12 protein-coding genes are annotated in these 14,291 nt (G+C 58.0%); all 12 read left to right on the top strand.

The features are described 5' to 3' along the window. Nucleotides 1-67 precede the first annotated feature (67 nt). Nucleotides 68-1,399: a UDP-N-acetylmuramate--L-alanine ligase gene (gene murC, locus K8I01_10155; protein ID MBZ0220781.1), complete on the top strand. Its 1,332-nt coding sequence runs from the start codon at nucleotides 68-70 to the stop codon at nucleotides 1,397-1,399. Between the two features lie 41 nt (nucleotides 1,400-1,440). Further along, entirely contained in the window at nucleotides 1,441-2,343 is a 903-nt protein-coding gene (gene murB, locus K8I01_10150) for a UDP-N-acetylmuramate dehydrogenase (protein ID MBZ0220780.1), read from the top strand. 3 nt (nucleotides 2,344-2,346) lie between these two features. Beyond that, nucleotides 2,347-3,264, top strand: a complete 918-nt coding sequence (locus tag K8I01_10145; GenBank protein MBZ0220779.1) for a D-alanine--D-alanine ligase — start codon at nucleotides 2,347-2,349, stop codon at nucleotides 3,262-3,264. After that, nucleotides 3,264-4,103 (top strand): FtsQ-type POTRA domain-containing protein, encoded by an 840-nt coding sequence (locus tag K8I01_10140; GenBank protein MBZ0220778.1) that lies wholly within the window; start codon nucleotides 3,264-3,266, stop codon nucleotides 4,101-4,103. The genes K8I01_10145 and K8I01_10140 overlap by 1 nt, the downstream gene beginning before the upstream one ends. Next, nucleotides 4,087-5,316 (top strand): cell division protein FtsA, encoded by a 1,230-nt coding sequence (gene ftsA / locus K8I01_10135; protein ID MBZ0220777.1) that lies wholly within the window; start codon nucleotides 4,087-4,089, stop codon nucleotides 5,314-5,316. The genes K8I01_10140 and ftsA overlap by 17 nt, the downstream gene beginning before the upstream one ends. Before the next feature lie 145 nt (nucleotides 5,317-5,461). After that, nucleotides 5,462-6,622, top strand: a complete 1,161-nt coding sequence (gene ftsZ / locus K8I01_10130; protein ID MBZ0220776.1) for a cell division protein FtsZ — start codon at nucleotides 5,462-5,464, stop codon at nucleotides 6,620-6,622. A 444-nt stretch (nucleotides 6,623-7,066) separates the two neighbouring features. Next, a complete protein-coding gene (locus tag K8I01_10125; GenBank protein ID MBZ0220775.1) occupies nucleotides 7,067-8,647 on the top strand; it encodes a radical SAM protein in 1,581 nt (526 codons plus the stop codon). Nucleotides 8,648-8,835: 188 nt separating this feature from the next. Continuing rightward, on the top strand, nucleotides 8,836-11,364 hold the full coding sequence (locus K8I01_10120; protein ID MBZ0220774.1) for a TIGR03960 family B12-binding radical SAM protein: 2,529 nt from the start codon (nucleotides 8,836-8,838) through the stop codon (nucleotides 11,362-11,364). A gap of 39 nt (nucleotides 11,365-11,403) precedes the next feature. After that, nucleotides 11,404-12,876: an Rne/Rng family ribonuclease gene (locus K8I01_10115; protein MBZ0220773.1), complete on the top strand. Its 1,473-nt coding sequence runs from the start codon at nucleotides 11,404-11,406 to the stop codon at nucleotides 12,874-12,876. A 106-nt stretch (nucleotides 12,877-12,982) separates the two neighbouring features. Next, nucleotides 12,983-13,648: a cytochrome c gene (locus tag K8I01_10110; protein MBZ0220772.1), complete on the top strand. Its 666-nt coding sequence runs from the start codon at nucleotides 12,983-12,985 to the stop codon at nucleotides 13,646-13,648. After that, nucleotides 13,645-13,998, top strand: coding sequence for a c-type cytochrome (locus K8I01_10105; protein MBZ0220771.1), 354 nt, complete (start codon nucleotides 13,645-13,647; stop codon nucleotides 13,996-13,998). The genes K8I01_10110 and K8I01_10105 overlap by 4 nt, the downstream gene beginning before the upstream one ends. Nucleotides 13,999-14,055: 57 nt before the next feature. Then, on the top strand, nucleotides 14,056-14,265 hold the full coding sequence (locus K8I01_10100; GenBank protein MBZ0220770.1) for a DUF2065 domain-containing protein: 210 nt from the start codon (nucleotides 14,056-14,058) through the stop codon (nucleotides 14,263-14,265). Nucleotides 14,266-14,291 lie beyond the last annotated feature (26 nt).

Here is a 14,291-nt window from a genome sequence, read left to right as displayed (position 1 = left end):
CAGAGGTGAAGCGGTGTACAGGGGCAGGATAAAGAAGATACATTTCATAGGGGTCGGCGGGAGCGGCATGAACGGCATCGCCGAGGTCCTCGTTAATATGGGGTACAAGGTGACCGGCTCGGACCTCGCCGAGAGCGAGACCACGAGGAGGCTAAAAAGCCTGGGCGTGACCATTTTTATAGGCCACAGGGAAGAAAACGTCGTCGGCTCCGACTGCGTCGTCTATTCCTCTGCCGTGAAAAAGGAGAACCCGGAGATAAGGGAGGCCGAATCCCGCCAGATACCCATAATCCCCAGGGCCGAAATGCTCGCCGAGCTCATGCGGATGAAGTATGGGATAGCCATAGCCGGCACGCATGGGAAGACCACGACGACCTCGATGGTATCGATGATACTCGCGGCGGCGAACATGGACCCGACCATTGTCACGGGCGGGAAGCTCAATAGTCTCGGCGCGAACGCGAAGCTCGGGGGCGGGGACTTCCTCGTGGCCGAGGCTGACGAGAGCGACGGGAGCTTCCTTAAGCTTTCGCCCACCATAGCCGTCGTCACGAACATCGACAGGGAGCACATGGACCACTACCGCGACATGGAGGAGGTCAGGGGCGCGTTCCTCAATTTCATGAACAAGGTCCCCTTCTACGGGTGCGCGGTCATATGCCTGGACCATCCGGTCATACAGGGGCTCATACCGAAGATAACGAGGAGGTTCAGGTCCTACGGGCTCACGGCCCAGGCCGACTTCCACGCGAAGAAGATAACGCCGGACGGCATGAGGACCTCTTTCGAGGTCTGGAACGGCGGCACGCGCCTGGGAGAGATAACTCTCAATATGCCGGGCGAGCACAACGTCTACAACTCGCTTGCGGCGGTCGCCGTGGCAAGGGAGCTCGAGATACCTTTCGAGAGGATAAAGGCCGGGCTCGAAGGATTTACCGGCGTTGAAAGGCGTTTCCACTTGAGGGGAGAGGCCGCCGGTATAACCGTGGTCGACGACTACGGGCACCACCCCGAGGAGATTAAGGCGGTCCTCAAGGCCGCGAGAAGTGGCTGGACGAGGAGGGTCGTGGCCGTATTCCAGCCGCACAGGTTCACGAGGACCAGGGACCTCTTTGACGAGTTCCTCTCCGCCTTCAACGACGCGGAGAAGCTAATTATCACCGAGGTCTATCCAGCTGGCGAGGAAAGGATCGAGGGCGCATCGGGCGAAGCGCTCTATAAGGGCGTAAAGGCCTACGGCCACAAGGACGTATCATACGTCCCCGATATAGCGAAGCTCCCGGAGCATCTATCCGGCGTAGTCGAGCCCGGAGACATGGTCATAACGCTCGGGGCCGGCGACGTCTGGAAGGCCGGGGTGGCATTCGTAAATACGCTTAAGAGCAGGGCGGGCGCGTAGCCGTGCAGGCCGGAAGGAGCAAGGGGGAAGACAGGAATTCCATGCAGTATTCGTTATTCTTCATACAGCGCTTCAAGGGCAAGGTGCTTTTCAACGTGCCCATGAGCGAGCACACTTCGTTCAGGATAGGCGGCCCGGCTGACGTCATGGCCTTCCCGCAGGACGAGGGAGACCTTAAGGACCTCGTTGCCTTTGCCGAGTCCAAGGGCTTCCAGTTCCACGTACTTGGCGCGGGCACGAACCTCCTCGTGAGGGACGGCGGCGTGCGGGGCATAGTAGTAAATATGTGCGAGGGCTTCAAGGACACGAGCTGGCTCGACGACGGCAAGGCCATCGTCGGAGCCGGGGTGAAGCTTCCGGAGCTCGTTACGCAGGCCAGGGACAGGGGCTTTTCCGGGCTCGAATTCGCGGTCAACATCCCCGGGACAGTGGGCGGCGCGGTAATGATGAACGCCGGCGCATACGGCGGCGAGATGGCCGATGTGGTCGAAGGCATAGAGGTGATAGGCAGGAAGGGGCAGAAGGGCTTCATTCCAAAAAGCGAGCTCAATTTTTCATACAGGAGGGCCGAGCTCCCGAAGGGGGCGATAGTCACAAGGGCCCATATGCGTTTCCGGAAGAGCGACCCCGAGGAGATAAAGGGGAGGATGGCGGAGTTCAGGGAGAGGAGAAAGGCCTCGAGCGCGATCCATTCCCCGAACGCGGGCTCCATATTCAAGAACCCCGAGGGCAAGATAGCCGGGAAGCTCATAGAGGAGGCGGGCTTGAAGGGCGAGCGCTCGGGCGGGGCCATGGTCTCCGAGGCGCACGCAAACTACATAGTGAATACCGGCGGGGCAAAGGCAAAGGACGTGCTCACGCTCATGGCGCTCATAAGGGACAGGGTCTTTAGCTCGAAGGGCATCGTGCTCGAGCCCGAGATAAAGGTAATAGGGGAGGATTAGGCCTTGAGGCCCGGGATACTGAAAAAGAAGAAGATAGGCGTCCTCATGGGCGGGACCTCCGAGGAGAGGGAGATTTCCCTCAAAACAGGCAGTGCCGTCCTGGGCGCGCTCCTTGAAAAGGGTTACAGGGCCGTTGCAATCGACGCGGGCAAAGACCTCCCGGCGAAGCTCAGGGCCGGGAAGATAGATGTGGCATTCATAGCGCTTCACGGCCGCCACGGGGAGGACGGCTGCGTGCAGGGCCTCCTCGAGGTAATGGGCATACCATACACCGGCTCGGGCGTAAGGGCCTCTGCCATGGCGATGGACAAGGTAGTCGCCAAGAAGGTGATGGAGAGCCACGGCGTGTCTACCCCGAAGTCTCTCGTCTATAGCGGCAAGGGCGCGGTTACGCTAAGGCCTCCGCTCGTCGTAAAGCCCGCGTGCCAGGGCTCGGCAATAGGCGTAAGCATCGTAAAGGGAAGGTCCGGGCTTAAAAAGGCCCTGGAGCTTGCAGAAAGCTTCCGCGGCGGCGTGCTCGTCGAGAAGTACATAGAAGGAAGAGAGCTTACGATAGGCATACTGGACGGCACGGCCCTTCCGACCATAGAGATAAGGCCCAGAAAGGGCGGCTTTTACGATTACAAGGCCAAGTACACGAAGGGTATGACCGATTTCCTGGTCCCTGCGCCGATTGCGAAGGCGGTAGATAAAAGGGCGGCCAAAGAGGCGCTTGCCGCATACCGGGCGCTCGGGTGCTCGGGCGCTGCCAGGGTGGATTTGATGCTCGGCGGAAACGGTACCCCTTATGTGCTGGAGGTTAACACGGTCCCGGGTATGACCGAGTTGAGCCTCCTTCCGAGGGCTGCCGAGGCGGCCGGCATGGATTACCCCGCTCTGGTCGAGGAGATATTGAAGGGCGCGGGGCTGGATAAGTACTGATGAAGAGGGTAATCAAAAAAAGGAACAGAAGGCTTAAGGAGCCCTTCAGGCTTCGGGCCGACCGCGCTGTAAGGAAGACCTTGAGGGTCCTTGCCTTCGCGCTCCCCCTCCCGCTTCTCGCCTTCGGCTCATGGTGGGCGCATGGGAAGCTTATGACCTCCGGCTATTTCAGCATAAGCGGCATAAGCGTAACAGGAGCGGAGAGGGTCACGGAAGAGGAGGTAATAGGGCTTTCAGGCCTCAAGGAGGGGCAGAACCTCTTCTCTTTCTCCAAGGACCAGGTCATATCGAGCCTGAAGGCCAACGCCTGGATAGAGTCCGCGAGTATCGACAGAAAGCTCCCGGACAAGGTCGTTATAGAGATAACCGAGAGGCGGCCCGCGGTATTCGTAAAGACGGACGGTTTGTACCTTATGGACGCGCGCGGGATAATATTCAAGAGGTACTCGGCGGAGGACGAGGGGCTTGATCTCCCGGTCGTGACCGGCTTCCTTCCCGAGAGGCTTGGAGAGAAAGAAGACGAGATAGAAGGCAGTCTCCTTGAGCTCATATCTTTGTTGAATAACCGGAGCGGTTTCAATATAACAGGCGTATCGGAGATAAGCGTCGACCCGGCGCACGGGCTTTCGATATTCACGCTCGACGAAGGTGTGAGGCTCGATGTAGGCCTGGACGGGTTCGAGGAGAAGCTCCTCTCCTTCGAGAGGATACTCGGGACAAGAGACGGGGTGCTCCGGGGCATAGAGGCTTTCGACCTCAACAACCACCGCGAGGTGGTGGTGAGGTTCGCAACCGACGTTGTAAAGAGAGGCGGTGAGGCGAATGGCGAAAAGGGATAACATAATCGTCGGGCTCGACATAGGCACGACCAAGATCTGCGCCATAGTGGGCGAGAAGACCCGGGAGGGGGTCGAGATAATCGGGATAGGCACCCACCCCTCCAAGGGGCTCCGTAAGGGCGTGGTCGTGAATATCGAGAGCACGGTCGAGTCCATCCGGAAGGCGGTTGAAGAGGCAGAGCTCATGGCCGGGTGCGAGATAAACAGGGTCTACTGCGGCATAGCCGGCGGCCACATACGCGCCTTCAACAGCCACGGCGTCATCGCGATAAAGAACAGGGAGATAAACCAGGCCGACATAGACCGCGTGATAGAGGCGGCCCAGGCGGTCGTCATACCCCCTGACAGGGAGGTGATACACGTCATCCCCCAGGAATACATAGTGGACGACCAGGAGGGCATACAGGAGCCGCTGGGCATGATAGGGATACGGCTCGAGGTGAAGGTGCACATAGTCACGGCCGCGGTCACCTCCGCGCAGAACATCGTAAAATGCGCGAACAAGGCCGGGCTCGACGTCGCGGACATCGCGCTCCAGCAGATAGCGTCGAGCGAGGCGGTCCTCAATCCCGATGAGAGGGAGATAGGCGTCGTGCTGGTCGACATAGGCGGCGGAACGACCGACATTGCCCTTTACCACGGCGGCACAATAAAGTATACTACGGTAATTTCACTCGGCGGAAATCAGGTCACGGGCGACATCTCCGTTGGATTGCGCACTACCGCGAACGAGGCGGAGAAGCTCAAGCGCGAGCACGGGTGCGCCATGACCGCCATGGTATCGAGGGACGACGTCATGGAGGTCCAGAGCGTCGGCGGGAACACCTCGAAGACCGTCTCCAGGTACATGCTTTGCGAGATAATCGAGCCGAGGATAGAGGAGATATTCCAGCTCGTAAAGCGCGAGATAATGAAGTCCGGGTACGAGAACCTGGTCTCCTCGGGGGTCGTCCTCACGGGCGGTACGGCCGCGATGGAAGGCATAACCGAGCTCGCGGAGCAGGTCTTCAACCTCCCGGTGAGGCGGGGGCTCCCCATCGGGATAACCGGGCTCGTGGACGTGGTGAAGGGCCCCATGTACTCGACGGGCGTGGGTCTCGTCCTCTACGGAGGCAGGCACCTTAACGGCACCCAGTTCATGAGGGGCTCCGACAGCACCCTCTTCAACAAGCTCTCAACGAGGATGAAAGGCTGGATGAAGGAGTTCTTCTAAAGAGATTTACTGAAAAGACTCTTGAGGGAACCTTTTTGTAAAAAGTTTCCCCCAACAGGCTTTTCAGTAATCCTTAAGGGCGCGGACGGATCGGAACGGTTTATAAAATACTCTCGGCGGCGGATATTCAAGGAGGTGGTTGATGGTGATTGAAATGGACGAGAACTTCAACAGCGGCGCGAAACTCAAGGTCATCGGGGTCGGGGGCTGCGGCGGGAACGCCGTGAACACCATGATAGAGAGCGGTCTTGACGGGGTCGAGTTTATGACGGCCAATACCGACAGCCAGGCTCTCGAAAAATCACTCGCAAGCATAAGGGTGCAGCTCGGCGGAAGCCTCACAAAGGGCCTCGGCGCGGGCGCAAACCCCGAGGTCGGCAGGAACGCGGCCCTTGAGAGCAAGGACCATCTCATGGAGGCCGTGCGGGGAGCGGACATGGTATTCGTCACCGCCGGAATGGGCGGGGGCACAGGGACCGGCGCGGGCCCCATAGTCGCCGAGGCCGCGAGGGAAGCGGGCGCGCTAGTGGTCGCGGTCGTCACCAAGCCCTTCGCCTTCGAGGGCCAGAAGAAGATGAGGCAGGCCGAGGAAGGCTTGAAAAGGCTCCGCGAAGTCGTCGATACCGTAATCACCATCCCGAACCAGAGGCTCCTTTCCGTCGCGAACAAGAACACCTCCCTCAAGGACGCGTTCAGGAGGGCCGACGAGGTGCTCCTGCAGGCCGTACGCGGAATATCCGACGTCATCACCATCCCGGGGCTCGTGAACGTGGATTTCGCCGACGTCCGCACCATCATGTCCGAGATGGGGCAGGCCCTCATGGGAAGCGGCTCCGCAAGGGGCGAGAACAGGGCCGCCGAGGCCGCAAGAAAGGCCATCTCCTCGCCTCTCCTCGAGGACATCTCCATCAGCGGCGCCAAGGGCATACTCATAAACATCACCGGCTCCTCGGACATGACCATCCATGACGTTGACGAGGCGTCGAGCCTCATACACGAGGAGGCGCACGAGGACGCGAACATCATTTTCGGCGCGGTCATCGACGAGTCGATGGGCGAGGAGGTCAGGGTCACGGTTATCGCCACCGGCTTCGGCAGGGAAGGCCGCCAAAAAGAGGTGATCGCCCCTGCCATGGTCCTCGACGACAACCTCGACGTGCCGACGGTATTGAGGAAAGGCCTTGACAGGGGCGGCTATGAGCTGAAGAGCACGGAGATAAGGAGGCTCGGCAAGCTCGGCGGCTTCAACGTGGACGACGAGGACCTTTACGATACGCCGACGTTCCTCCGGAAGCAGGCGGACTGACCTTAAAAATTGATCTTTTTCCCGGACTCTGCGTAGTTACGGGAATAAAAATGCTCATATATTATTAATATATGCTCCGCTTTTTATTCCCGGCCTTCCTTGATTGCGGGAAAAATCTCTAATTTTCAGAGTTGCTGTTTGCCCGCCGGAAGAGGCTGTGGCCGTAATAAGAAAAGGACAGAATCGATTCCGGGTTCTTTCGCCGCGCCCTCGCCTGCTTTTCCCAGAGGGCGCGGCCTGCCCTCCTTCCCGCCTTGTAAACCCGCCACCGCTATGGGATAATTTCAAGGATGCTTTGTATTATCGCCCGGAGGCAGCACAATATCCTGGTCCATTAAAAAAAAGATAAGGGAGGCGCTCTCAATCGAGCGCGGGACCGCCTACAAGGAGCACGGAGGAAAGCTGAGGCTTGCCCTCGTCTATCCGAACACGTACAGCGTCGGCATGGCTAACCTGGGCTTCCAGTCGGTCTACATGCTAGCTAACGATGTAGACGACTGCGTATGCGAGAGGGCCTTCCTGCCCGATAAAGACGCCCTCCTCGAACATGAGAGGACCGCTACAACGCTACTCTCCTACGAGTCGCAGAAACAGTTAGCGGATTTCGACGTAATAGCCTTCGCAATCCCCTTTGAAGAGGATTACGCCAATTTCATAAGAATATTGAGGCTCGCCGGCATAAACCCCAGGGCCGCTGAAAGGCAGGGGCAGGGGCCGCTTATAGCCGCGGGCGGTGTGGCGGTTTCGCTAAACCCTGAGCCGATTGCCGACTTCGTGGATTTCTTTCTGATAGGCGAGGCCGAGGGCGTGTTAGGGCCGGTCCTTCGTATGCTCAAGCACGGAATTGAGTTGGGCCGGGGCAGGGAAGAAACGCTCGATGCACTCGACTCGTTCGACTGGGTCTACGTGCCCTCCTTTTATGATTTCACCTATGACGGGGCGGCCGTAGCAGGGATAAGCCCCAGGCCGGGCGCAAAGCCCGTTGTAAAGGCGGCCAAGGCGGTTGATGTTAACGGGCTCCCTGTCCCGCGTAGCTTCGTCTATGCGCCCGATACCGAGTTCAAGGAGACATATTGCCTGGAGGTCGAGCGCGGCTGCGGCAAGGGGTGCAGGTTCTGCGCCGCAGGGTTCCTGTACCTCCCGCCCCGGATGCGCGAAAGCGGGGCCGTGGCAAAGGCTATGGACGAAGGCATTGAAAGGGCCGGGAAGGTGGGGCTTGTCGGCGCGGCGGTTTCCGAGTACCCGGAGATAAAGGAACTCCTTAAAAAGGGCATTGGGAAGGAAACGACCGTCACACTTTCATCGCTCAGGCTGGATGAGCTTGACGAAGAGTTCCTTGCGCTACTCAGGGAAGCCGGCTACAGGACCATGACACTTGCGCCCGAGGCCGGGACCGAGCGGATGAGGGACATAATAAATAAAGGCATCACGGACGCGGACATAATGGAGGCGGTCCGTCTCATAAGCGAGGCCGGGTTCAGGAGGGTAAGGCTCTATTTCATGCTCGGCCTCCCCGGAGAGACAGACGAGGACGTCCAGGGCATAATCGACCTTTCGATTAATATAAGAAAGGCGCTTAAGGGCGGGGAGGTCAACCTTAGCGTCAATCCTTTTGTCCCGAAGCCGTGCACCCCTTTCCAGTGGCACCCGTTCGCCCCCCTTGAGGTCATCGAGGGGAGACAGCGGACTTTGAATAAGGCCCTGGGGAAGGCTGGGATAACCGTGAGGGACATGCCGGCAAAAGAGGCATTCGTGCAGGCCTATCTTTCAAGGGCGGACAGGAGGGCCGGAGAAATAATCGAGGCGGCTTCTCAAAAGGGCTGGAAGAGGGCGATAAAAGGGAAAGAGGGGTTTATCATGGAGTCGGTATACCATGCAAGAAGCAGGGACGAAGTATTACCCTGGGACATAATAGACCACGGGGTCAATAAGGACTATTTCTGGAAGGAGTATCAGAAGGGGCTTGCCGGAAAGACGACTCCGCCGTGTATCGTGGGAAAGTGCACGCGGTGCGGGGTGTGTTGATTCCGCATCAAAAACAACTTAAGCTGAGAATCCGTATCTATTTGTTTTCCAGATACACGGGTGCAGGGCGGAGCGAGCATAGGGCTGGAGGGTGAAAGCGAACGGAGCCCTGCAACACCAAAGCGCGCGGCAACGCACAAAATGGTTTTTGTTTGCACGTCAGAATAAAAAACGCATTTATATTTGAAATGGCAACTGACATTAAAAAACTCCTCCCACTAGTAAGAAGGCCGTCAAGGTACATGGGCGGCGAGGTCAATTCCGTAAAGAAAGACCTTTCGAAGGTGAAGCTCGCCTTTGGCCTGGGCTTCCCGGACGCCTACGAGATAGGCATGAGCCATCTGGGGATACAGATACTATATCAGATCCTCAATGGCCGCGATGATATCTCGTGCGAAAGGGTGTTCGCTCCCTGGGCCGATATGGAAAGGCTCCTCCGGGAGCGGGGCATGCCGCTATCCACCCTTGAATCAGGCATTCCATTGAAAGAACTAGACATACTGGGCCTTTCGCTACAGTACGAGCTCTCGTATACCAACGTACTTAATATGCTGGAGCTGGGCCGCATCCCCCTCTTCGCGAAAGAGAGGGGGAAGGAAGACCCCTTTGTCATAGGGGGAGGGCCGGTCGCCTTCAACCCCGAGCCCGTGGCCGAGTTTTTCGACGCTTTCCTTCTCGGAGACGGCGAAGAGGCCGCAATCGAGATAGCGGACGCGATAATCGAGTGGAAGGAGAAGGGAGGGGGAAGGGAAGAGGCGCTTGAAAGGCTTGCCAGCATACCGGGCGTCTATGTGCCGTCCTTCTTCGAGCCGGAATATCATGATGACGGCACGGTAAGAAGGATAGTCCCGCTCCTTGAAGGGTACGAGAGAGTAATTAAAAGGACGGTCCCGGACATAAACGCTCTTCCGCTCCCGACGAGGCCCGTAGTGCCCTTCATGGAGACCGTCCACGACAGGGTGAGCGTCGAGATCGCGCGCGGCTGCACAAGGGGCTGCAGGTTCTGCCAGGCCGGGATGATATACAGGCCGGTAAGGGAAAGGGAGCCCGCGCTAATAAAGAGGATAATCGACGAGACCCTGAGCAATACCGGCTACGACGAGGTCTCGCTTCTTTCCCTCAGTACCGGCGACTATACGGACATAGAAACGCTCCTTTCAGGGCTCATGAGGAGGTTTTCCGAGGAGAAGATCGCGGTATCGCTCCCTTCCCTCAGGGTCGGCACCTTGAGCTCGGCCCTAGCCTCAGAGATAAGAAAGGTCAGGAAGACAGGATTTACGCTCGCGCCCGAGGCCGGAAGCGAAAGACTGCGCCGGCTCATAAACAAGGGCATAACCGAGGAGGACCTCCATGCCGCGGCCCGCGACATATTCACCCTCGGCTGGAGCTCGGTAAAGCTCTATTTCATGATAGGCCTCCCGACCGAGACCGAAGAGGACATCCTCCAGATAGTCCGGCTTGCCGGGTGCGTCAAGAATATCGGCAAGGAGGCGTCCGGCAGATGGCCTCAGATAAACGTGAGCGCGTCCTCATTCATCCCGAAGCCCCATACTCCGTTCCAGTGGGAGCCGCAGATCACGATGGAGGAGGGGGTTCAGAAGCAGGCGGTCCTTCGCCGGGAGCTTACGAAGCTAAAGCTCGGCTTCAAATGGCACGACGCGGACATGAGCATCATGGAGGGGGTATTCTCCAGGGGCGACAGGAGGCTTTCTAAGGCGGTCCTCCTCGCCTTCAGGAAAGGCTGCAGGTTCGACGGCTGGAGCGAGCTCTTCGACTTCGCGAAATGGAAGGAGGCCCTTGCCGAGGCAGGCCTGGACCCCGGGTTCTACACCCGGAGGAGAAGGCCCTTTGACGAGGTCTTCCCCTGGGAGCACCTGGAAACGGGCGCAACGAAGAAGTTCCTTATAAAGGAGTACGAGAGGGCCCTTGAGCTTGCGGGGACCCCGGACTGTAAGGTAGGGAAATGCTCGGACTGCGGCCTATGCGACTGGAAGGCCATAAGGCCCAGGTCTATCTCCGGCGGGGCGGAATATGGCGCTGATGAGCGGAGGCCTCTGCCGCCGGAAGAGGCCTTCCGTGTGAGGCTCAGGTATTCGAAAACGGACGGGGCCCGGCTCTTGGGCCACCTTGAGCTCATGGCCGCGGTCATAAGGGGCATAAGGAGGGCGGGCCTCCCCATAAGGTACTCGCAGGGTTTCCACCCCATGCCCAAGCTCTCGTTCGGGCAGCCCCTGCCGGTCGGAATCGAGTCCATGGACGAGTACATGGATATGGAGCTATCCGGAAAGACCGACCCGGCCGGGCTCGTCGAGAGTCTGAACCGGGAGATGCCCGAGGGGATAAGATTCCTCTCAGCTTCTTCCTTGCCCTTGAAACTTCCGCTCCCCTCTGGTATCATGACTGAGTATATTATAACTTTGAAGGACGGCCCTTTGGGCTTGGATATAGATTCCGAAAGAATTGATGGGTTTTTAAGGGATTTTCTTAGCAGGGACTCCATTCCGGTAAGTATCGAAAAGGAAGGCAGGACAAGGGACATAGACTTGAGGCCGCTCGTTGACGGGCTTTCCCGCATCGACGGCCTGACGCTCCGGCTTACGCTCAAAAAGGCCTCGGGCGCGTCTGTCCGGCCTCACGACGTGCTCGCGTGCCTTCTCGGCCTGCCAAGGGAATCCGCCTCCTTAATCCCCATCTTGAAGACCAGGTCCGTCCAGTAAGGGCGCTCTTTCCCGCTTAGGAGAGCGTCCATCGCGGGTATGAAAACAACCAAAACAGAACTTGTGATAAGCTCGAACCCCTTTGAGACGAGGGTGGCGCTTATCGAACAGGGCAGGCTCTCCGAGTTTTACGTGGAGCGCGCCAAGGACAGGGGCATAACCGGGAACATCTACAAGGGCCGTATTGTCAGGGTCCTTCCGGGCATGCAGTCCGCCTTTGTGGAGATAGGCATCCAGAGGACCTCGTTCCTCCACGTCTCGGACATAAAGGAGCCGCCCGAGGGCTTCGAGGAGGACGAGGAGGAGCACAAGCGCCACGCTAACGTCCGCATCCAGGACATAGTGAAGGAAGGCCAGGAGATAATGGTGCAGGCCGCTAAGGAGCCCATCGGCACAAAGGGCGCCCGCGTGACCTCCTATGCCTCTCTCCCGGGCCGCTACCTTGTCCTCATGCCCACCTACGACAAGATCGCCATTTCCAGGAGGATATCGAGCGAGAAGGAGAGAAAGAGGCTCCGCGAGATAGTCTCTTCCATACGGCCGCCCGGCTACGGCTTCATCATACGGACCGTCTGCGAGGGCATGAAGAAGGAAGACGTGCAGGCCGACATGGAGTTCCTCATAAAGCTCTGGAAGGCCATCTTGAAGAAGAAGGAAGAGGTGAGGACCCCGGGACTGGTCTGGGCCGAGCTCGACCTTGCCTTAAGGACCATCAGGGACCTCTTTTCCGAGGACATAGAAAGGCTCGTCATAGACTCCAGGGACGAGTACGAGAGGGCGAAGAAGTTCCTCGAGGAGTTCATGCCGCACCTCGCCGGAAGGCTGGAGCTCTACGAGGGCAAGGAGGACATCTTCGACGCCCGCGGCGTGGAGATAGAGCTTACGGACGCGCTCGAAAGGAAGGTATGGCTCCGCTCGGGCGGGCACATCGTGATAGACCAGATGGAGGCCCTTACGGCCGTTGACGTCAATACAGGAAAGTACGTCGGAAAAAGGAGCTCCGAGGACACTATCGTCAAGACGAACCTCGAGGCCGTAAAGGAGATAGTCTACCAGCTCCGGCTCCGTAACATAGGCGGCATTATTGTAATAGACTTCATAGACATGGCAAGGCAATCCGACAGGGAGAAGGTATATAACACCTTGAAGGAGGCCTTGAAGGCCGACAAGGCCCGCACCAACATATTGAAGATCTCCGAGCTTGGTATAGTCGAGATGACGAGGAAAAGGGTGAGGGAGAGCCTCTCGCAGTCGCTCTGTGAGCCCTGTCCGTATTGCGACGGTAACGCCCAGATAAAGGCCAAGGACACCATAATAATGGACATTTACAGGGAGCTTGCAAGGGAGCTTCCCTTGAGGAAGAAAAAGGCGACCATCTACGTGAGCCCGTCCATATCCGAGCGCCTAAAGGAGGACCCTGCCCCCATGCAGGACCTTGAGCGTAAGTTCGGGAAAAAGGTCCTGATAAAGCCGGTCGAGAGGTTTCACCAGGAGAGGTACGAAATCATCTGACCTATCCAGAAGCCCGTGTTTTGAAAGGGCTTTTCAGCCTCAAAACCCTTGACAAAAGAACCCCGGCCCGTTACCATGAGTCTGCACATCATTATCCGGAGTAAAGATGCGTAGAGCCGTTCACTTAGCCGCCATTCCAGTCCTTGCCGCAGCCCTGTTCATATCGACCGGCGCCCATGCCGGGGTGCCTGAGGGTAAAAAGGCGTTCGAGGCCAGAAAATGCGCCACATGCCACCAGGTCTCGGGCCCGGCCGCTGAAAAGACAATAAAGGACCAGCTCGCAAAAAAAGGCCCTGAATTGTGGTATTCAGGAAGCAAGTTCAATGCCGGTTTTCTCGAAAGGTGGCTGGCTGACCCGAAGCCCATAAGGCCCATGGCATATAACTCCATTACCGAGAGGAACAGGGGCGACCACCCGCGGCTTTCCGGGCGGGAAGCAACGGACGTTGCGGCCTATCTCATGAGCCTCAAGTCAGCCGATGCGAAGCCCCTCGGCATTCGCGCCGTGGATAACCCCAAAGGCAGGGTCGCCTTCGTAAGGAGATATTCCTGCTACGGCTGCCACCAGGTGAGGACGAGGGGGAATATCGTCGGCGGGTTCTCGGGGCCTTCGCTCGCTCTGGCCTCCGAGAGGCTCAACCCCGACTGGATATATGCGTATCTTTCAAAGCCCGCCGTATTCAAGCCAGTCAAGATGATGCCGGTCTATGCCGGGATAATCAACGACGCGGAGATGAAGGGGCTTGCCTCTTACGTTGGGAGCCTTAGATGAAGAAATTCTACGCTTTGCCTCTTTTCCTTGCATTCGGGGCCGCCTCTTTATCTTACGCCGCCACCGCGGAGGAGAACTACAGGTTCCACTGCGCCCAGTGCCACGGCCTTGAGGGAAAAGGGAACGGCATAAACGCAACGAGGGAGATGCCCGTAAGCCCGAGAGACCACACGAGCGCGCTCGAGATGGGGAAGCTTACGGACGAGGACATAGTAAACGCCATAACAGACGGCGGGCAGGCGACAAGCAAGTCTAGTCTCATGCCGCCGTACGGAAAAACGTTTTCAAAGAACGAGATACTCGAATTAAAGGACTATCTCAGGAAGCTCTGCAACTGCAAGGCAAGGTAAACCCTTCAAGTAAGCTTAGGCGGCTCCAATAGCTGCCTTGAACCAAAGAGACTGGAAATGGTTTCTGAAAAATTCGGCTTCATCCTCATGATACTCGGGGCGGTCCTCGTAATAGAGGGCATCCCGTATTTCGGTTTCCCCGGGGCGGTAAAGGAATGGGCGGGGTTCCTTCACAGGCTCCCCGAGAAGAGGATGAGGCTCTTCGGCTTCATCATAATGGCGGTAGGCATAACCCTTCTTTTCGCCATCAAGGACATCTGGCGTTGAGCGCACGGATGTAAGTATGCGGAATA

It is taken from the genome of Deltaproteobacteria bacterium (genome assembly GCA_019912665.1).
In the GTDB taxonomy this organism is placed as follows: Bacteria; Desulfobacterota; GWC2-55-46; order GWC2-55-46; family GWC2-55-46; genus UBA5799.
Note: the sequence above shows the minus strand (reverse complement) of the source record. Positions and strands in the feature narration are given on the sequence as shown.